The organism is Anabaena sp. 4-3, assembly GCF_001597745.1.
GTDB lineage: Bacteria > Cyanobacteriota > Cyanobacteriia > Cyanobacteriales > Nostocaceae > Trichormus.
In genome coordinates this window covers 1-20,241 of the sequence record NZ_LUHJ01000060.1, presented here as the reverse complement: position 1 = coordinate 20,241, position 20,241 = coordinate 1, and the positions used below count along the sequence as shown (strand labels likewise).

Below are 20,241 nucleotides of genomic sequence, written 5' to 3'. Positions count from 1 at the left end.
AAGCCGCACCAATACCACTACTAGCACCAGTAATTAAAACAATCTGATTTTTAAGATTAGTCATTAGTCATTAGTCATTAGTTATTAGTCATTAGTCATTAGTCATTAGTTATTAGTCATTAGTTATTAGTTATTAGTTATTAGTTATTCTTCCTCATCTCCCTCATCTCCCTCATCTCCCCTACTCCCCTACTCCCCTACTCCCCTACTCCCCTACTCCCCTACTCCCCTACTCCCCTACTTTCTACTTTCTCACTACTTGCAGACGCTGAGTTACAACTGTCATGCCATCACCCCGGACGACTACAGCAGAAACCCAGTGATTACCGGGGGTAGATGGGGCGCGGCCTACTTTAAAGATACCACCTGATGAGAGTGGTGTTAAATCGACGGATGCAGGGTTAAAATATCTATTGGCTTTAATTGGTTCTTCTGTGGCTGTTCCCAGCAGTAAGTCATCACCCAGGGGTTCTTGGACTATGGCATCAAAATTATACTGCTGACCAACTCTCACCTGTTGTGGTAATTTGACATCAATTTGGGGCGGCTTTCTACCAGATGTGAGTGTGGTACGTTCTGAGAGAATATCTTGGCGAGTGACTTTACCATTAACAATGCGCTGACGGGATTTAATCGTGGCATTAATAGCTATATTACGAGGATTTGACGAGGGTAAGCCAGTAATATTAGTTATTGTCTCCGCAATAATCGTATTACCTTCTGTTTTCCAAGATTGTAGTTGTGTGTTGTAGCGTAATTGGGGATAGTTTTTCCAGAATTTCGTTAAAGCCTTTTCCATTGTTTGGCGTGTTAGTCCATCTCCGTGGGTGAAATTAGGACTGTAAAACTGCAATACGCCTTTGACATCACCTTTACTAGCTGCGTTATCAATTTGTGTTAATAAATTTTTCAGGGCGGTGGGGGCGTTTTCGGCGTTACTGCGTTGAGCGATTTCCACAGCTGGCGCAGGTTGCCAAGGATGCACTACACCAAATGAGAATATACATAACATTAGCCAAAGGCTGGCAGAGAGGCGTTTTTGGCGGTTCATGGACGAGAAAATCATCTTAGTCATAGGTAATACTTTACTGATTGGTGTACAGAAGGTCAGGAAATTGTTTTATCTTAATGAAGCTAGGTGCTAAACGGTAGAGTTTGAATGGCAAACGTACCCATAAAATTATTAATAGCTGCCAGTGGGACTGGTGGACACTTGTTCCCCGCGATCGCATTGGCGCAGCAACTACCAGAATATAAGATTGAATGGCTAGGTGTCCCCAATCGGCTAGAAACTCAACTTGTCCCTCAAGAGTATCCTTTGCATACTATTGCAGTTGAAGGATTTCAGCAAGGGTTAAGTATTGGTTCTTTACTGACATTAAGTAAACTCATTGGTGCAATTTTTCAGGTGCGGCGACTTCTCCAACAGGGTAATTTTCAAGGAGTTTTTACCACAGGAGGTTATATTGCTGGGCCTGCTGTGATTGCGGCGCGTTCTTTGGGTTTACCTGTAGTTTTCCACGAATCTAACGCTTTACCGGGTAAGGTAACTCGGTTTTTTGGCCCTTGGTGTAGTATGGTAGCTTTGGGATTTGATGCCGCTACTCAATATTTACCTCGTTCCAAAAATGTCTGTGTAGGTACTCCTGTCCGTTCCCAGTTCCTCAATGCCGCAAGTAATGTCAAACTAGATTTAGCTATTCCTGAGAATGTTCCCTTAATTGTGGTGTTTGGTGGTAGCCAAGGTGCGGTAGCGGTGAATAAATTAGTCCGCGAGTCTGCACCTGCTTGGTTTGATGCTGGTGCTTATATTGTACATTTAACAGGCGATCGCGACCCCGATGTGGGCAGTTTACACCATCCCCAATATATAGAATTACCTTTTTATGACAATATGGCGGCACTGCTGCAACGTGCTAGTTTAGCTATCAGTCGTGCTGGTGCTGGCAGTTTAACAGAATTAGCTGTGTGCGGTACACCAGCCATTTTAATTCCTTATCCCTTCGCCGCAGAAGACCATCAAGCTTATAATGCCGAGGTGTTTACTAAAGCAGGTGCAGGTTTAAGTTTTAAACAATCTCAACTCACAGCCGAGTTATTGCAAACTCAAGTTTTACATTTGTTGCAATCACCAAACGAATTAAGCAAAATGGCGGAAAATGCCCAGGCGATCGCAGTTCCCGATAGTGCTGATCAGTTAGCCGCCTTAGTCCGTGAAGTTGTGCAGAAGTAAACAGGATTACTTTAAAACACGTCATACTCAGATTCCCGACTTCTCAAAAAAGTTGGGGATCTATCCCAAAATTATGTAATAAAACTTAAAATGGTATAATATTTTGAAACCTACGTGTAAAAGTCATAACAATCTGGAAGGAAAGCTACATGAAACAAATCATTCACTATCCTCTCATGACTGTTGTGTTAGTAGGAGTGGTAGGAGATACAGCGATCGCTCAACTTGATAGTCGCAAAACTCAAAAGCAGCAATCTGCGCTTCAACAATTAGCTGCACTAGAAACAAATACCCTCGTCGCAGTTGCTCAAACTACTCCAAAAATTGATCAAAAAACAGCACTTAACTTAGTTTGGAAACTACCCCTAGTACAAAGAAAAGCCAGAGAAATTCAACGCTTATCTCAAGGAAAGATTAAAGTTTCAGCCATTGTAGACAGCGTTCCTACTCCTACTCAGCCTTACTACACAGTACGGATTTTTGAAGATGATCCGAACAATTACAATTACACCATTTATTGGTTTCGCGTCTCTAGTTCCACTGGTGTGATTGAGGCTCTAGATATTATAGAAAACAAGTATGTTGCTTTGGAAGAGTGGCGATCGCAAATTAGGCGCAGACGCTAATACAACATCACATACAGCACTTTGCAACTAAACGAAGTACACATTTAATATCATAAATCTTGTGGGGGAGCCACTGCGTTGGGCGGCTGTGCCGACTTGTAGCAAGTGGCGTTGGGCATCCTGCCCGCCCTGATGTACTTTACGTAATATGCCGTATCTGATTTCTATTTAAAATAACATTATGTCTGAACAACAGCCTCTGAATCCCTGGAAATATAAACCTTGGTGGTGTCAACCTTGGTCAATTTTACTGACAGGAATCACTATTATTAGTAGTAGCTGGTTAATATTTCACACCATTTGGTTAACAGTGTTGATTTCTGTGCCTGTATTAGTGTGGATGGGCTTTTTTCTGTTAATTTGGCCTCAGCTAATGATTCGTAGTGGCGTTTTAGAATCATCTCAAAAAGATAATATACAATCTTAGAGAATGTCTTTTAAGTATCAAATCTTATTCAGATCCCACACAACTTGCACCATTCTCAATAACCGTAGGGCGATGCACAGCTTACAACGTAAAAATAAGGGTTTGAGCGAATTTTGAGGAGTGCATCGCCGCCCTGTAATCGCAATAAAGCAGCTGGTGCAAGATGTGAGATCCCCCCTAGCCCCCCTTAAAAAGGGGGGAAAACACTCAAAGTACCCCTGAAATGGTTTCATCACTTGTTATGATGTCCACTTGCCGCCACTATCGCCTATCCTACTGCACAGATGAAAAAGCCCCCCGATTTGGGAGGCTTAAATTAAGCGGAGACAACTTGTTAACCTACACCAGCACTACAGCGATCGCTCCTCCTAATGCGGCGAAAATCCCAGAAACTAACGCTGTGGCAAACAACCACCAAGCGGCTGAGGCTGCGGCTTTGCGGGTTTCTTCCGCTTGCCGTTGGGCTTGATGTTTGACTTCTTCTAAGCGGTATTGCATTTGCTGTTGTAGGCGTTCGGCACGTTGCAGAACGGTGAGACGCGCCCGTTCAATTTGGTCAATCACGCGGTTAACATCTGCCTCAGAGATATCCTCACGGGAACTCATAATGGCTACTAGGGTATCCCGGTTAAAAGATGAGAGGCGATCGCGTAATGCTTCAAACCCTGCTTGTGGGTCTTCAAACAATGTCCGCACATCATGTTTAATACTGTCATAATTCAACTCTGGACGCTCCAAGGAGTTGAGATAGTGGCGAATGCGCTCAAAAATCCCATCAATCACATCTTGGAAACGTCGTTGAATACCCCGCACTTGTTCGACAAATTGATCCCTAACTCCAATAATATTATCAGCTATGCTGGCAGCTTCATCATCAGTAATGTCTTCCCGAATCTTCAGCAAAGCGATAATTGTCGAACGGTCAAAATGTGCCAGGCGATCGCTCAAACTTTCCATCCCCACCCTCGGATCATGGAGTAACAGTTGCACATCGCGCTTGATGCCTTCTGGGTGCAATTCTTCCTTGCCAGTTTGTCGTAGATACTCTTCCAAATAAGCTTGGAAAGTTTCTACTCTTTGCTGAGTGCGGGTAGCTAAACGACGAGGTGCGCGGACAATGTTACGGATAGAAGTTTGTACAGAGTCAATCACTTGATTAACTTGTTCTTCGCTTAAGTCACGGCGTTGACTGAGCAATTTTACCAAGGTATCCCGGTCGATTTGAGACAACCGCCGCCGCAACACCACAATTCCCTGTTGCGGATTTTCAAACAGTCTATTTAAATCCCGTTGAATTCCTTCGGGGTTGAGTTCTTCTTTGCCAGTTCTCCGCAAATAATCGGCAATAGTCGCAGTTACAGAATCATATTGCTCCTTAGCTTTATCTGCTACTGCTTGCGGTGTATGGCGGATGCTGTGCCAAGATTCTTCTACAGTATGCAGAATTTGATCAGCCTGTTCTTCCGTTAAATCTTGGCGTTGACTGAGCAACTTCACCAAAGTATCCCGGTCAAAGCGCGACAAACGCGCCCGAATTGCAGCCATTCCCGCTTGGGGGTCTTCTAACAACCGTTTCAAGTCAGCCCGGATAGCATCAGGGTTTAACTCAGCTTTACCTGTGTTACGCAGATATGACTCGACATTTAACCACAGAGTTTCGGCTTGATATTTTGCCTGTTCTGTCAATCCTTTTGATTCTACTAACACGCGATCGCGTTGTTTTTCTAAGTCATTGGCAATGGCTTCGGCTTCGTAGGGCTGAATATCATTGCGTTCTAACAACATCTCCCGCATGGCTGGACGCTCAACTATCGCCAATCGCCGGGACATAGTTTCATAATCTGCGTCCGGGTCTTCCAGTATCGCTTTGAAATCCCGTTCAATCGCTTCTGGAGTAAAATCAGCCTTAGCTGTCACCAGCAAATAACTATTAATTCGCCGTTGTAAGTCTTGGGATATCTCTCTTTCTTCCTCAGCCGTCACCATCACTATCACTTCCTGACGCACCGCTTCTAATCGGTCAGCAATGCGCTGAATTTGGGCTTGGGTGAGTAGTCCCCGGCTTTGCAGGATATTCACAAAATCACTCCGGGAAATTCGCTCTAGTTCCCGTCGCACCGTCCCAGGATCGGCGGCTGGGTCATAGATCACATCCCGAAATTCTTGGGCAATTCTTTCCTGACTCAATTGCCAAGCATAGGTATTGAGTAAGTAATTTTCTATATCAGCCCGAATCGGACTGTAAGGTTGGGATGGTGTGGGTAATCCTAATTTATCCGCTTGTTCTGTGGCTTTATCTCTAGCTGTCGTCAGAGCTTGCCAGATTTTTTCCACATCTAAATCGGATAAATCAGCCCGTCCCAAAACTAGACCAGTTAAGGCAGATATTGCTTGCTGAACTGTACTCTGAATCGGCCCTGGGGCGGCTTTTTGCTGCGTGTCTTGAGAAGTAGGCATTTGCGCCATTAACCGATCTAATTTGGCGTTGAGTTCATCGGTTTTGGTTTGTCCTGGTGGCAGTGATTTCAGATAACTAACTAACTCTTGTAAGCTATCTTGCATGGGTTGAGTCCGACCCATGAATTGTTGCCAAACACTATATAATGTGTCGGCTATGCGATTCACATCTCGCCTAGACAGGTCGGTGCGACTGCTGACTAAATCCACAAACTTTTGGCGGTCGATATGACGCAGGTCAGGACTGCCGGCAATTTCTCTGAGTTTAGGGTCACTCAATATGCTTTCAAATTGACTGCGAATATGCGAAATATCTAGTTCTGGTGGACGCAGCTTTTCAATATAATCTTCTATGTTTTCCCGGATACTAATGGGGTCAATCGCGCTACCTAATTCTCGACGCACGGCGGAGGCTGCTGCTTCGGCTGTGGATACAACCTGTTGATTAACGGCTTTCGCACCCAAAGCGGCGGAAGCTGTCCCCATAATTGCGCGTAAGCCAGAGGTAGCCGAATGAACAACAGACCCAATCAGGGAACCGACGGTGGTGGAACTCACCCAAACCAATAACAAAAAGTATGCACCCCAAATTACTAAGCCGAGAATTGCTCCCAGTCTGGGGTCTAATACTAGCAGACTTAATTTTACTGCCAGAAAACAAGCAATTAACAGAGCGATGGTGACGGTGACTAATGTCCAGATACCCATCGCCGTCCCGATTTTGCGAACCGTACCGCCGAAACTTCCAGTTTCTTCCATACCTGAATCAGACGGACGACCCAAATAGGAAATACCGGCGGCAACAGAGAGATTGGTTAATACTAACTGAAAGGCAAAAGCTAAAATCACACCAGACAGTAAAGCTACAAAAAAGCGCGGCCCAGATGTAATGACCGATGCTTGTGCTGGTGTGACGCTGGGGGTAGTAACTGGAACTTGTGCCAGCCACCATACAGGCTGATCAAGTGCCAGTGTGATTTCTGTACTTTGAAACATTGTATTTCCTTGTGCTAGTCATTCTAAACTTTGAGGCCTTCAGAATTTTGTAAGCAACAACTGTAGTTTGGCTATGTATCTATGGCAATAACTCAAGGTTCTTACTCTCAGAATCCGAGAATTTAGACTATAAAATCCTCTCTCTTAAGTTGTAAACTATATCCTACGCTAGATAGAATTTTTGATTTTTCCTAGCGTAGTTTCTCCTGTTAATTTTGACAAAATACTGGGTGTAGTGCTTGTAAATTGGGGATTGTGAGCTTCTGTTTTTAATAATACTCTGCGTTTATTTGATTTTCTTAAATTGTATTGTTAACAAGAGATAACTTGCAAAAATTTACATTTATTTACAATTACCATTTTTATCACCCCCTCAAGGTGGATTTGAAGAAACTAAAACCTGGGCGGCAATCGTCCCTAAGAAGTGCCTAGATATTGTATCTACCGACAGAAAGCAATTTACTATTAAATAGCTAAATTTAAGTTAAGTAACGAAATATGTAGGACAAAAAAATGGAAACTCGTTCTTCCACCGATCTACCAACAATCGCTACAGAATATAATGGGCGCGATCGCAATGCTTTTCTGTTTGGTTTTACTCCGCAAGCAGAAATCTGGAATGGCCGTTTTGCCATGATTGGTTTCTTGGCTTATTTACTCTGGGATTTAGCAGGCTATAGCGTCCTGCGTGATGTGTTGCATTTAATTGGATACTAAAATTCAGCTTTTCCCATCAGAGACTCATGGGAAAAACCGACAATCATACATGAAAATGGTTGATTCCCCTATTCCCTACACACTATTTTCAAGCTAGATTAATATTAGGAGGAAAAAATGGAAACTCGTCCTTCCACAGACTTACCACCAGTTGCTAATGCTTACAATGGCATAGATCGTAACGCTTTTATCTTTGGCTGGAATCCTCAAGCCGAACTCTGGAATGGTCGCTTGGCAATGATTGGTTTTCTAGCATATTTACTGTGGGATTTAGCAGGTTACAGCGTCCTGCGTGATGTATTACACTTCATCGGTTACTAAGCTTAAATTTGCCTTATTTGTGAAAGTAACTCACTTTCACAAAAAGCTCAAAGATGCAAATTTTTTTCTTCCCTCTGAAACATACGAAAATCCCCTACTCTATGATTGCCAGAGTTAGGGGGATTTTTATACTCAAGTTTGTCGTCAGGACTTTAGTCCTGACACCCAATTTTGCCAATTAATCATCTACGCAATGGGGAATGCCTAAAACAGCACTAGGAAAATTAGAACCCAATGTTTTAATTAACGGATGATAAACAGATTTACAGCCTAAAAATAGCAGTTCAGCCGCTTCAGCTTCCACAACTTTCTTCAGTTCTGTAGAAATTTGACCAAATCGCAAATGAGATTTAAAACCATCTTGCCATTCTTCAGCTAGACTCCGCGCTTGCCAAAGAATTCTATCTGCTTCTTGGAGGGTTTTGATGTTTCCTTGTGCTAGTAATGGTGTAACTGGCTGCTGTTTTGGTTGAGTTAAAACAGAGGTGTTAGACTTTGTATTGGCAATGATGGCACAGTCTAATACTGGTTGTCTTTTGCCAAACCTCAACAGATTAGAATCTCCACTGTAATAATTTTCTTCTACTACATAAACAGCTTGCACTGTGACTTGTTTATTTGTCGCTAATCTTGTTTGATGCGCCATCCAAAAAGCTATATCCAATGCAGTGTGACTTTCAGGAGAAGCATCATAACCAACGATGAAGTTGATTGATTTTTTGGATTTATGTTTTTGAGTGAAAACTTTTTTGGGGTCTGGTAACAATACCATGTATTGAGTTAAATCATTACGTCCCATAGCACTTTGCAAGCGCGCTAGCATTGGCTTGATATTCACAGCTTTAACTTCTCCTAAACCTAACGAACAAATCAACGAGAAGCCGGGTAGAAACGAATAGCCATAGAGGCATATCCGTAAGGAAACCCCAATAACAACTGGTATTAACAGCCAAAGTTTTGGGGGTTCCTTCCATTGCCTACGAAGTTAGCTGACGGGCTAAGACTGGAAGGTGTCTCTCTAATAGATTAGCCCCATGTACTTGGTTCCTCCGCTTCAAATTCAGTGTTGATGAATTTGAATTAGGCTACCCAATAAACAAAGAATAAACTAATTTACTCTTCGTGAGTAAAATATCTGTCGAGGAAATTGAGGGCGTGGTTGCGAATTTCAAAATATTCTTTGGTGTTTCGCATTGCAACTCTATCCCGTGGATGGGGAAAGGACACTTCTAATATTTCACCTATCGTAGCTGCTGGGCCATTAGTCATTAATACGATGCGATCAGACATATAAATAGCTTCATCAACATCGTGAGTAATCATCATGACTGCTTGTCGATGATTTTCCCAAATATCTAAGACTTGCCGTTGCAATTTACCTCTGGTTAACGCATCTAATGCGCCAAAAGGTTCATCCATCAGCAACATTTTGGGGCGAATTGCTAAGGCTCTAGCAATGCCTACCCTTTGTTTCATACCTCCAGAAATTTCATCAGGATATTTATCTGCTGCCGCCGTTAAGTTTACCATTGCCAAGTGTTCGTTCACAATGCTAATTTTTTCAGCCCGATTAGCATTTTTTAACACCTCATCTACTGCCAGACGAATATTGTCTCGAACTGTTAACCACGGTAACAGTGAGTAATTCTGGAAGATCATCATTCTTTCAGCACCAGGCTTACGGATTTCTTTACCGTCAAGCCGTACTGAGCCAGAAGTAGCTGTTTCTAAACCGGCAACAATTTTTAATAAAGTTGACTTACCACAACCAGAATGCCCGATTATGGAAATAAATTCATTTTCACCGATAGTTAAATCCACACCATCAAGAACGACAAAATTACCTTGATCTGGTGTTGCATAAGACTTGACTAAATTCTCAATTTCTAAAAAGTTCGGTTTAGGCAAAGTTTGTTGATGAGCCTTGACTGTTAAAGGTGTATATTTCATATCAAATGCTCCTAAATTACCGTAACTATTAATTGAATTTGGGCGTGGGCGTAAAGATATATTTTGTGTAAGAAATACTAGCCTCTCATCTCTAGCTACTTGCAGATGGCTTAAGACATGAAAACACGAGTGGCAGCATTAGCCCTAATGGCAAAACTATTCAAATAACCAACGGGATCGCTAGGATCAAAGCCTTTTTTATCGATGAAAACTTCTGGAGGTTCAACTTTATAGTCGTCTTTGGGACATTCAAGACCCATGTCGCTGGCTATCTCCCGATATAAATCTGTCCTCCAGCCTTTTGCGGCTAATTGTTCGGCATTTTTAGGAAATTCCTTGATCTGCCCCCAACGGGCTGCTTGAGTCATTAACCAGATACTATTGGATCTCCATAAAAATGTGGCGTGTTCGCCTGATTCTTTGGGTAAATTGTCGGGAATGTCAAAGAAAATGGTGGTATCTGCTGCGTTGATGGTGCGGTCTTTGCCATCAAATCCGCCATAGTTATAATTGCCGATAATTCCAGGCGCGGTCAATTTGCTAATTGCTGCATCTTTCTTGTTTGGTCTTGCACCTGTAAAGGAACGGTCTGTAATTAGTTCGGCGACTTCTTGGCGGTTTTCCGGCTGGCTGCAATACTGGCAAGCTTCTATCATAGCTTTGACTAGAGAACGATAGGTTTTGGGATATTTGTCAATGAAAGATTCCATTACTCCTAATAACCTATCTGGGTGTCCTAACCAGACTTCTTTACCTTGGGCGAAGGTAAAACCAATATTTTCATTACCTTGAATAGCTCTGGTGTTCCAGGGTTCTGCTACCATATATGCTTGCATTGCCCCTATCCGCACGTTTGTCACCATCTGCGGGGGTGAGACGATGATCACACGAAACTCTTTTAAGGGATCGACACCAGCCGCAGCAGATATATAACGGACAAAGTATTCGTAAATCGCTGAACTCAAAACCACTGCCCAGACTTTGCTTTCTGGTGGTTGCTTGTCAAAGTAGCTGCGAAAATCCTTGCCGAAGGCTTCTAATGCGCGATCGCCATATTGTTGTTGATATTCGTACCACGGACGTAAGCCAAAATCCCACATTGCTTTATTCATAGTCATGGCGTTACCGTGACGGTGAATAGTCATGGCTGCACACAGGGGGGCGTGACGTGCGCCTTCTGCACCAATGCGGGCGTTGGTGACAGCACCAGAGACTACAGGTGCAGCATCTAGACGACCAAATATTAAACCGTCGCGGGAAGTTGCCCAACTCGCTTCACGGTTGAGTTTGACATTTAAACCATACTTGCGAAAGAAGCCTTTTTTCCAAGCGATCGCAAATGGCGCACAATCATTTACAGGAACGTATCCGACAATTAAATCCGGTTTTTCTAGGTCTTGGGATCTGACTACTGGTTGTACTGCTAAGGCTTCTTCTGTCAGTCCTTTAGCGGATCTGTCTGCTGATATACCACAAGCGGATAAGGTAATTCCGGCTGTGGTTGCTCCTATGCCTTTGATAAAATCTCGTCTCGTCCAGTTAGAGTTACTCATGTTGAGTCCAATGATGTAATTAGCTCACGTAAAGACGCAAAGCGGCTTCTCGCAGGTAGGCGCAAAGGCAAAAACTTTCAGTGCGTCTTGCAAGTTTTGTAGGAGTGAGATTTTGTTATTTAGAAGTTATGGGGCGATGGGTGACTAATTCTTGAAGTTTGCCGACGGCGAAATCTAAGATGAGTCCAGTTAAGCCAATCACGAAAACGGCGAGGAAGACTGAACTTAGGTTTAAACGACTCCATTCATCCCAGACAAAGAAGCCTATGCCAACACCGCCGGTGAGCATTTCTACTGCAACTATGACTAGCCACGCGATTCCTAAACTGATTCGCAAACCTGTAAAAATATAAGGCAAAGTGGCAGGCCAAATAATCTTGGTAATCCGTCGCCAGCGAGGCATTTCCAGGACTCGCGCTACATTCATATAATCTTTGGGGACGCTAGCCACTCCCAAGGCTGTATTAATAATTGTCGGCCATAGGGAGGTGATAAAGATGACGAAAATAGCTGAAGGATCTGCTAAATTGAAGATAGCTAAAGCAATTGGTAGCCAAGCTAAGGGTGATACTGGTTTGAAAATCTGAATAATGGGATTGAGTGCTAACATGGCGGTTCTAGACATCCCAATCAAAAACCCTAAAGGTATGGCGACTACCGCACCCAGCAAAAAGCCTACCAATACCCGTCGCAAACTGGCTATCAACAACCAACCAATTCCTAAGTTACCCGGCCCTCTTTGATAAAACGGGTTCAGTATGTAGTCTAAATTAGCAGCTAGTGCTTCCAGTGGTGTGGGCATCACTTCATGGTTAGCAAGAGCCACCACCCACCACAGTAAAATAATTCCAACAAAACCTATTATGGGTAATAAGACGACATCCTGCAAAATGACAGGTTTAGCCTTTTTCCAGACGGCTTGACTCGCAACAGCTGCGATCGCTGCTAAATTTAATTGCAATATCATTTGGCACCTCAACAGAGTTAAGTGCAGGTACAAAAATCTGAGCAGTACCAGCCTTGGACACTGATGAGAACTAAACATTAGTTACAATGCTGTCTCCTCAGTCTCCTCTCAATGCTTACGAAGTTAGCTGACGGGCTAGGACTGAGAGATATCCCTCTCACCAGAGTATTGAGTCATAAGTTATGAGTTCCCAGTTATTAACTTTGATCTCTTAACTCTCAACTTGCTACTCTCTGCAAGATACGCCCCAAAAATTGGTTCCTCCGTTCCGACAATACATTCTGTAGTTTGTCGGATTAAGCTGACTTACTCGATATAGATAATGTTCTAAAGAACCATAACACCTTAAATCCGTAAAAACAATCCCATTTATATAACTATTTATTATCTAAAAAATTGTTTTTCCGTGTGTATTATCAATAAAACTGATGATTATGCGGTGTTGCTGTCACTAAATCGCTAGCTGCTGGATTGTTGTGGGTGGTGGCGATCGCTGTATAGAATTTTGGCTAGCTATAATCTCCGTCCTTAGACAGATGAAACTTGTCCAAAATGGCAATTTTTGTAGGGCGGGCATTGCTCGCAAGTTACTTAAACCCTGAGTATAATGTTATTGGCAATGCCCACCTGACGCTGATTGAGTCTGTTACAGTAAACCTTTAGCTTTCAATGTAGCTAAAGCATCCTCAGCCGCAGCTTTTTCCGCCTCTTTCTTATTCTTTCCCGTAGCTTCTCCGTACTTTTTATCTTCCACATAAACTTCCGCTTTAAATTCTGGCGCGTGAGACAAACCGCCTATTTGTGTTGTCTTGTATGTGGGAGGAGTTGTCCCAACATTGCGCTGTACCCATTCTTGAAAGCGATTTTTTGAGTCTACATTAGAGCGAAACACCACAATTTGCTCAGGTACAGAATCAAATAATGGTTCAACAATTTCGCGCACTTTTTCAATCTCGTGGTTTTTATCTAAATAGTAAGCACCAATCACAGCTTCAAATGTACTGCTAAGTAAATTAGGATTTTGATACCCACCATCTCGAATTGCACCTTTACCTAATCGCATCCTTAAGTCTAAGCCTACCTCAATAGCGAATTTCGCCAGTTGCTTTTCATCGACTAATGCTGAACGTCGCCGCGTTAATTCATCTTCTCCTTTTTCTGGGTGACGACGATAAAGATATTCACCACTTAAAAAATTCAGCACAGCATCACCGAGAAATTCTAGGCGTTCATTGTGTTCTCCTGCTCCTGGGTTTTCATTCACATAAGAACGGTGTGTCAGTGCTTGGCGTAGGAGTTTTTCGTTTTTAAAACTACTTAAAAATGTGTGCATTGTGATGTTCCTCCCTGTTGTACAGTTAATTAAATCGAATGGTTGGCAAAATGCCCATCTGGCAAAAGAATTGTCTGATTATATTCAGAGGTTATTTAAAAACAACTACTCTTACGCCAGGAGGATAAAGACTATTTCCCCGTTTATTATTGCAAGAGAAACAAGCGAGTCTAAGGTTTTCTAGAGCATTAGAACCTCCACGACTTTTAGGAAAAAGATGTTCAAACGTCAACTTTTTAGATGGTAAATATTCACCACACCACCAACAGCAAGAACCATAAATATCTATGAGTTGACGCTTTTTGCTTTTTCGTTGCTGAGAATTCATATTTTGATGTTCCTGTTTTTGCGTTTGGCAACAGCATCGGAACATCAGTTATGTAGCTTCCCTCAAATGTTATATAAGATAATTTCCAACCAGAAATCTCTCTTATATAGCACTTAAAATCAGTACAACAATTACTAATTAGCTGTACTGATTGTAGGTTAGAAGTCGCAAACCCAGGGATTTTTCACTTCTAACTGAGCTTGTAAGCAATTACCTAAGTAGTTAATGCTCTAAGTATCTAGATAAATAACTAAACTTTGATTTAATTACTTATCTAAATACTTACAGCAGCAACTACTTAAGTAATTGACTACAGGCTCAGATAGAAGCGGAAAATCGCTGGATATGCGACCACCAACCTCCGCTTCAGGCTTTTGGCTGATGACTTTTTGCTGTATTGAGCAAAATATATGACATACAATCTTGGCTATGTCAAGGGGTAATTGTTAAATTTTTTATTCATTATGTTTCAGTAACGCTTAAATAAATTGTAACTAAATATACGCAATATTTTTATTAGCAATTCATTGCTGAGAACAATGATTATTAGGACTAAAGTCCTTACTACAAGCTTTAAACTATGATTGATTTTGAGCGATCGCACTATACAAAATCCCCAAGATTTTCTTAATATCTTTAATATAATACTCACTTAAATCAACACTCATAATATTATTCTCTAGTTTGAGGAATTGCCAAATAGTCCCAATGGTCACAGCACCATAAATTTCTTTAATCACATTGCCACTTCTTTGATTAAATATCTGTGCTGCTACCATTTCCGCCATACACTGCGCTAACCCAGAGCGTAAATTTTCGTTCTTACTTTCGACTAAAACAATAACCGGGCTACGCACGAATAACTGTTCTGGTGATAAACTTAAAATAAAATCACAAAAACCATTTAATCCCCTTTGGACATCAACAGTAAAATCTACACCGGAAAATAAGCTGATTCCATAATTAAATTTTCGTCTAATCTCTAATAAAATTGGGCTGATAATCATTTCACTTCGAGCTTTTTCTGAACTTATGGCAACGGCTAAGTCAACATTTTCCTGAAGAATGGTAGACAATAACTCGCTGCATTCCTGTTCTTCTACCTTGGCAAATAGTCCAGATGACTCTTGAATAACTAAACCAAAGTTATCAATAATTTCATGCAGTTTAAAGTCACTATAAGCCATAATATTAATAATTAAGCTTAGTTGGAAATACTTTATTTTAAATCAAGATATAAATCGGGAAACCTAGGTAAAAAAATGACTTGATTAGCTAAGACAATCCGCTTATTTAGATATCCATATTTACCTTGACTGTCTTGATAAGAGGATGCTGGTCAAGGTGCAAAGTAGGGGCGGGTTTATGGAAAATTCCGTCTACCTACAGATTCATTTGTGAACCCGCCCCTACAAAAACCCCTCTCCAAACCTCTCCCCTACAAATGTAGAGACGTTGCATGCAACGTCTCTACAACCCCCATTTCCTGCCTTGCGGCACGCTGCGCGAATGTAGGGAAGGGGGGCTGGGGGGTTAGGTCTGAGAGACTTTGATGTTAATAAAGATACTTTTAAAACATCCTCTAAGGTTCACTGTAACATTTCAAGTGATTATCAAATAAACTTTACCCCCAAGGGTTAACAGCTAGTTAGTGTTTTACTAACGAAACCTAACAAATGCTTACATTTAAGTACGATTTATGTCTACTGATTCACTGAAAAACCAGCCGCTCGCTAGACAATTTTGAGACTAGGGGAGCATAAACAGTGCTATTATTGATAGGTATTTAGGTGATAACCAAGCCTAAATACTTAATAGTAGGGTGAGATCCACCCGATCTTAAAGCCTGTAGACTGAGTAGTGCCGACACTTTCAGGATGAAGCAGGAAGAAAAAGCTACCTCGTGTTAGCATTAGTTAGCTTTTTTGGATCGGCAAGACAACAGCCTAATTCTCCTACCCCTTATTTTAAGATGTGGCAGAAATTGATATGCTAAAAGGCGAGACTACCTATTTTGCAAACCATGCCTGCGCCTCCTATCAGTCCCACAATTAGCACCTTTCCCTTGACGGCTGTAGTCGGTCAAGAAGCAATTAAATTAGCATTGCTGTTAGCAGCAGTTGATCCTGGTTTGGGAGGAGTAGCGATCGCAGGTCGTCGCGGTACGGCAAAATCTGTAATGGCGCGTGCTATCCACGCCCTGTTACCACCTATTGAAGTGGTGACAGATTCAGTCAGTAACTGCGATCCCAACCACCCAGAAGCATGGGATGACTATCTTGCAGCCGAATACGCTGATCAAGATATGCAAGATGTCCCCACTCAAATCATCCCCGCACCTTTTGTACAGATACCCCTCGGAGTCACAGAAGACCGACTTCTCGGTTCTGTAGATGTAGAACAGTCCGTCAAACAAGGGGATACAGTATTTCAGCCTGGGTTACTCGCTACCGCTAACCGAGGTGTGCTGTATGTGGATGAAATCAATTTATTAGATGACCAAATATCAAATCAGCTATTAACAGTCCTATCAGAAGGACGTAACCAAATTGAACGGGAAGGAATCAGTTTCCAGCATCCTTGCAAACCCCTGTTTATTGCCACCTACAACCCAGAAGAAGGGGCATTACGAGAACATTTATTAGATAGAATTGCGATCGCTCTGTCGGCTGACGGTGTTCTCGGTCTAGATCAAAGAGTACAAGCAGTTGAGCAAGCGATCGCCTATTCTAAATCACCCCAAGAATTTCTTCAACAATACAACGAAGATATCGACGCACTCAAAACCCAAATCATCCTCGCGCGGGAATGGTTGAAAGAAGTTACCATCACCCCCGAACAAATCGGTTATTTAGTAGATGAAGCCATTCGTGGCGGAGTGCAAGGACATCGCGCCGAATTATTTGCGGTGCGTGTTGCCAAAGCGGCGGCGGCTTTAGATGGTAGAGCAACCGTCAACGCCGAAGACTTACGTCGAGCTGTAGAATTGGTAATTGTACCACGGGCTACCGTTGTGCAAACCCCACCACCCGACCAACCACCCCCACCACCCCCACCACCACCTCAAAGTCAAGACGAGTCAGAACAAGACCAACAACAAGACGAAGAGGAAGAAGATCAACAAGACCAACCAGAAGAACCAGAAGAACAAGAACCCCCCAGCATTCCCGAAGAATTTATTTTCGACCCGGAAGGGGTAATACTTGATGACAGTGTGTTATACTTTGCCCAAATGGCACAACGTCAAGGTAAATCTGGTAGTCGTAGCATTATCTTTTCCGATGACCGGGGACGCTACATTAAGCCGATGTTACCCAAAGGTAAAGTCAAGCGCATCGCCGTAGATGCAACCTTGAGGTCGGCTGCACCCTATCAAAAAGCCCGGCGTGAAAGATACCCGGACAAAAAAGTAATTGTGGAACAGGGTGATATTCGTTCCAAGCGTCTAGTACGGAAAGCCGGGGCGTTAGTAGTGTTTGTCGTCGATGCTTCAGGCTCAATGGCTTTGAATCGAATGCAGTCAGCCAAAGGTGCGGTAATGCAACTGTTAACAGAAGCTTATCAAAACCGTGACCAAGTAGCATTGATTCCGTTCCGGGGAGAACAAGCCGAAGTCTTACTACCACCTACCCGTTCTATTGCTTTAGCGCGAAACCGCTTAGAAAGATTACCCTGTGGTGGTGGTTCACCCCTAGCGCATGGTTTAACTCAAGCTGTGCGTATCGGTGTTAATGCCCAAATGAGTGGCGATGTTGGGCAAGTGGTGATTGTAGCGATTACCGATGGACGGGGTAATATACCCTTATCGCGTTCTTTAGGCGAACCACAAGAATCAGGAGAAAAACCAGACATCAAAGGCGAATTACTCGAAATTGCGGGTAGAGTTCGCGCTTTGGGGATGCAACTATTAGTGATTGATACTGAGAGTAAATTTGTCTCCACTGGTTTTGCTAAAGAATTAGCCAAAACATCGGGAGGTAAATATTATCATTTGCCAAAAGCGACTGATCAAGCCATCGCTGCCATGACCAGAGGTGCGATCGCTGAGTTAAAATCTCGATAAATGAGTCATTAGTCAATGGTCAAGAGTCTCGCAACTGTGGACTTTTGACTCTTGACTCAAAACTCAGCCATCTCATGATCCTGTTGCTACTGCTTGGGGTTGCAGATAACGAATTAAATCTTGAATACCTTTTTGCAGATACCGTGTAACTGTCATCGGGCTAGTACCGATACTTTTAGCCGCATCCTTGCGAGACAGTTCTTTAAGGAATACCATCTCAACAGCTTGGCGAGGCTTTTCTTCTAACAGACTAATTGCCCCTTGCAGTTGTTGACGTTCTTCATCTTGTTGTTGTAAAGCAGCCGAACGGGGACAAGGTAGTGCTTCACCCAAGGTAATTTGACAGTCAACGTAATGAACGGCGGTAGCATCCAAACTCAAAGGCATGCGGTTTTGAGCGGCTAACTTGGTTTCTTGCCACTCTTGCAAAGAGACTTTCAGGCGTTTAGCAATTTCCGCATCCTTGGGAGGACGACCTAAAGACACTGCCAACTCTTTGCGAACTTTCTGACCTTCATTATACAGTTCTTGCCAACGCCGAGGAATTTTTAATAGAGTGCTGCGATCGCGCAAGAAATGTAGCATCTCCCCGCGAATATATGGTACAGCAAAGGAGCTAAAAGCATATCCTTGATTGGGATCGAAACGCTCGATTGCCCTGATTAAACCAAAATAACCGATCTGTTCTAAATCTTCATAAGGTTCATTACATTGATGGCTAAATTTATGCGCCATTTTTCTGACTAAACCAGTATGTAATTGTACCAGTTTGTTACGAAGTTTAATAGAAGGATTTTGGTGGTATAAGTGCAATAACTCCATACCATCAGTTTGCATAGAGAACTCACTTGCTGCCATAGAAAATTCCTTTAGTGGAACTCCTTTGTTTGACCAAATGGAGTTGATTTACTCTTTAAATCTGTAATTATTTTCCTTAGCTAAGGCTGATTAAACCATCGTCGTTTTACTGAACTTCTTGTAAGACCTACTCCACGATTACGTATTTTTACGCATGGATTTTCTGGCCTATTTGTTGCTAGCCCTTTTAGTTTTTATCATCACCACTACTCTTTAGATAAAGTTTATGGTTCGCAACATAGCTAGTTAATTATGCTGAAAAATACGGACTCAGCCTACTGCCATCTGTGTATTCTTGAGATTGCCGCAGTTCACAATTGGATAAGTGGTAAAGCTCAAGCAGCAAGAATTTTCAACTATGTATGATCACAATGCCTGTAGATTTCAGATTAGCTCCCTAGCTACTAGCAATGAATCTTGGTAAAAATAAGAATTATCAGGAAGTATTCTTCAAAATTAGTTTTGCCGTATGAGTAATACCAGCAATTTTCGTGAAGCTTTCCGTAACGCCCAGTCTCAAGCCCTAGTAGGCCCAAATGTCATTGCTAATGCCCTGCCTTACGTTGGTGGTGGCTTGATACTCACCGCCTTGGGAACTTACGGTGGTTTGGGTATTATCCGCACTAACCCTGGAATATTCTTCCCCACCTTCATCGGTGCTGTGATTCTAGAGTTAATACTGTTCTTTGTCGCCCAGAATGTCGCCGAAAAAGGGAAAAAGAGTGTAGCCTTACCGCTTTTAGCTACCTACAGCCTCTTGTCGGGATATACCCTCAGTGGTTTAGTCTTCGTTGCCTTAAGAACTCCAGGCGTTGGCATTCCCGGTATAGGTATAGCTGCCCTTGGTTGTGGTGTTACCTTTATAGTTGCCCGTCAAATTGGTTCTAATCTTTCAGAAGAAGATGGCCTAGCTTTGACTAAAACCATCTCTCTCGGTATTATTGCCTTGGTGGTAGTCTGTCTGACTCAATTCGTATTTGCCTTGTTTGGTGTTTACACACCTACTTGGTTAGAAATCGCCATTTCCGGTTTAGGGGTATTTCTCTTTGCTGGGGCATCAGTTGTTGATTTTTACATTCTGCCCCGTACATACCGCAATGACCAATATCTACCTGCGGCTTTGTCGATGTATCTCACTTACATCAACTTGTTTGTCTTTATTTTGCGCTTACTGATTGCCCTTAATAGCCGAGATTAGTGGATCGTAACTAGAAAAACTTAAAACATCAATAGCCGTGGTTTAGTACCAGCGACCACGGTTTTTTTCTGCCCAGGACTTATAATTTTGTTTGTAGTGTACCCCTCCGGGGAAGCAAGCTACGCGTAGCGTCCGCACCAGAGGACTTTAGCTTGAACTGACAGAAGCCTCTCACTTACCGCGATAGCGGAAGTGATGAGATGAATGGCTCTCG

The 20,241-nt window shown here is 42.6% G+C and carries 17 protein-coding genes, 1 pseudogene and 2 riboswitches; of the genes and pseudogenes, 7 read left to right on the top strand and 11 right to left on the bottom strand.

Going from position 1 to position 20,241, the window contains the following annotated elements; all coding sequences use genetic code 11:
• Positions 1–244: 244 nt before the first annotated feature.
• Positions 245–1,075, bottom strand: a complete 831-nt coding sequence (locus A3775_RS15260) for a nuclear transport factor 2 family protein (RefSeq protein WP_066425677.1) — start codon at positions 1,073–1,075, stop codon at positions 245–247.
• Positions 1,076–1,159: 84 nt separating this feature from the next.
• Between A3775_RS15260 and murG the strand changes: the two genes are divergently transcribed.
• From murG to A3775_RS15245, 3 genes are all read left to right on the top strand, one after another.
• Positions 1,160–2,233, top strand: a complete 1,074-nt coding sequence (murG, locus tag A3775_RS15255; RefSeq protein WP_066425675.1) for an undecaprenyldiphospho-muramoylpentapeptide beta-N-acetylglucosaminyltransferase — start codon at positions 1,160–1,162, stop codon at positions 2,231–2,233.
• Between the two features lie 149 nt (positions 2,234–2,382).
• A complete protein-coding gene (locus tag A3775_RS15250) occupies positions 2,383–2,859 on the top strand; it encodes a hypothetical protein (RefSeq protein ID WP_197480169.1) in 477 nt (158 codons plus the stop codon).
• 181 nt (positions 2,860–3,040) lie between these two features.
• On the top strand, positions 3,041–3,286 hold the full coding sequence (locus A3775_RS15245; RefSeq protein WP_066383617.1) for a DUF6737 family protein: 246 nt from the start codon (positions 3,041–3,043) through the stop codon (positions 3,284–3,286).
• A gap of 339 nt (positions 3,287–3,625) precedes the next feature.
• On the opposite strand, the gene A3775_RS15240 is transcribed toward A3775_RS15245, so the two are convergent.
• Entirely contained in the window at positions 3,626–6,739 is a 3,114-nt protein-coding gene (locus A3775_RS15240; protein WP_066383615.1) for a hypothetical protein, read from the bottom strand.
• 513 nt (positions 6,740–7,252) lie between these two features.
• Here A3775_RS15240 and A3775_RS15235 point away from each other — a divergent pair.
• On the top strand, positions 7,253–7,456 hold the full coding sequence (locus tag A3775_RS15235; protein ID WP_066383613.1) for a chlorophyll a/b-binding protein: 204 nt from the start codon (positions 7,253–7,255) through the stop codon (positions 7,454–7,456).
• 117 nt (positions 7,457–7,573) lie between these two features.
• Complete coding sequence (locus A3775_RS15230) at positions 7,574–7,777, top strand: chlorophyll a/b-binding protein (RefSeq protein WP_066383611.1); 204 nt, start codon at positions 7,574–7,576, stop codon at positions 7,775–7,777.
• Positions 7,778–7,955: 178 nt separating this feature from the next.
• On the opposite strand, the gene A3775_RS15225 is transcribed toward A3775_RS15230, so the two are convergent.
• From A3775_RS15225 to A3775_RS25075, 8 genes and pseudogenes are all read right to left on the bottom strand, one after another.
• Positions 7,956–8,600 (bottom strand): universal stress protein, encoded by a 645-nt coding sequence (locus A3775_RS15225; protein WP_066383609.1) that lies wholly within the window; start codon positions 8,598–8,600, stop codon positions 7,956–7,958.
• Between the two features lie 139 nt (positions 8,601–8,739).
• Positions 8,740–8,874, bottom strand: a riboswitch (cyclic di-AMP (ydaO/yuaA leader).
• Positions 8,875–8,890: 16 nt separating this feature from the next.
• Positions 8,891–9,727, bottom strand: coding sequence for an ABC transporter ATP-binding protein (locus A3775_RS15220; protein ID WP_066383606.1), 837 nt, complete (start codon positions 9,725–9,727; stop codon positions 8,891–8,893).
• 110 nt (positions 9,728–9,837) lie between these two features.
• On the bottom strand, positions 9,838–11,280 hold the full coding sequence (locus A3775_RS15215; protein ID WP_066383605.1) for an ABC transporter substrate-binding protein: 1,443 nt from the start codon (positions 11,278–11,280) through the stop codon (positions 9,838–9,840).
• 115 nt (positions 11,281–11,395) lie between these two features.
• Positions 11,396–12,247, bottom strand: a complete 852-nt coding sequence (gene ntrB / locus A3775_RS15210; RefSeq protein ID WP_066383603.1) for a nitrate ABC transporter permease — start codon at positions 12,245–12,247, stop codon at positions 11,396–11,398.
• A 97-nt stretch (positions 12,248–12,344) separates the two neighbouring features.
• Positions 12,345–12,560, bottom strand: a riboswitch (cyclic di-AMP (ydaO/yuaA leader).
• Between the two features lie 333 nt (positions 12,561–12,893).
• Complete coding sequence (gene rnc / locus A3775_RS15205) at positions 12,894–13,580, bottom strand: ribonuclease III (RefSeq protein ID WP_066425673.1); 687 nt, start codon at positions 13,578–13,580, stop codon at positions 12,894–12,896.
• Between the two features lie 91 nt (positions 13,581–13,671).
• A complete protein-coding gene (locus A3775_RS23675; protein ID WP_197480168.1) occupies positions 13,672–13,908 on the bottom strand; it encodes an HNH endonuclease in 237 nt (78 codons plus the stop codon).
• A gap of 578 nt (positions 13,909–14,486) precedes the next feature.
• A complete protein-coding gene (locus A3775_RS15200; protein ID WP_066383599.1) occupies positions 14,487–15,095 on the bottom strand; it encodes a hypothetical protein in 609 nt (202 codons plus the stop codon).
• 4 nt (positions 15,096–15,099) lie between these two features.
• Positions 15,100–15,235, bottom strand: a pseudogene (locus A3775_RS25075) (Uma2 family endonuclease); the annotation flags it as partial.
• Positions 15,236–15,931: 696 nt separating this feature from the next.
• Here A3775_RS25075 and bchD point away from each other — a divergent pair.
• A complete protein-coding gene (gene bchD / locus A3775_RS15195) occupies positions 15,932–17,971 on the top strand; it encodes a magnesium chelatase ATPase subunit D (RefSeq protein WP_066383596.1) in 2,040 nt (679 codons plus the stop codon).
• A 72-nt stretch (positions 17,972–18,043) separates the two neighbouring features.
• On the opposite strand, the gene A3775_RS15190 is transcribed toward bchD, so the two are convergent.
• Positions 18,044–18,829 (bottom strand): RNA polymerase sigma factor SigF, encoded by a 786-nt coding sequence (locus A3775_RS15190; protein WP_066425671.1) that lies wholly within the window; start codon positions 18,827–18,829, stop codon positions 18,044–18,046.
• A 469-nt stretch (positions 18,830–19,298) separates the two neighbouring features.
• Between A3775_RS15190 and A3775_RS15185 the strand changes: the two genes are divergently transcribed.
• Positions 19,299–20,027, top strand: coding sequence for a Bax inhibitor-1 family protein (locus A3775_RS15185; RefSeq protein WP_066383591.1), 729 nt, complete (start codon positions 19,299–19,301; stop codon positions 20,025–20,027).
• The last annotated feature ends 214 nt before the right edge of the window (positions 20,028–20,241 follow it).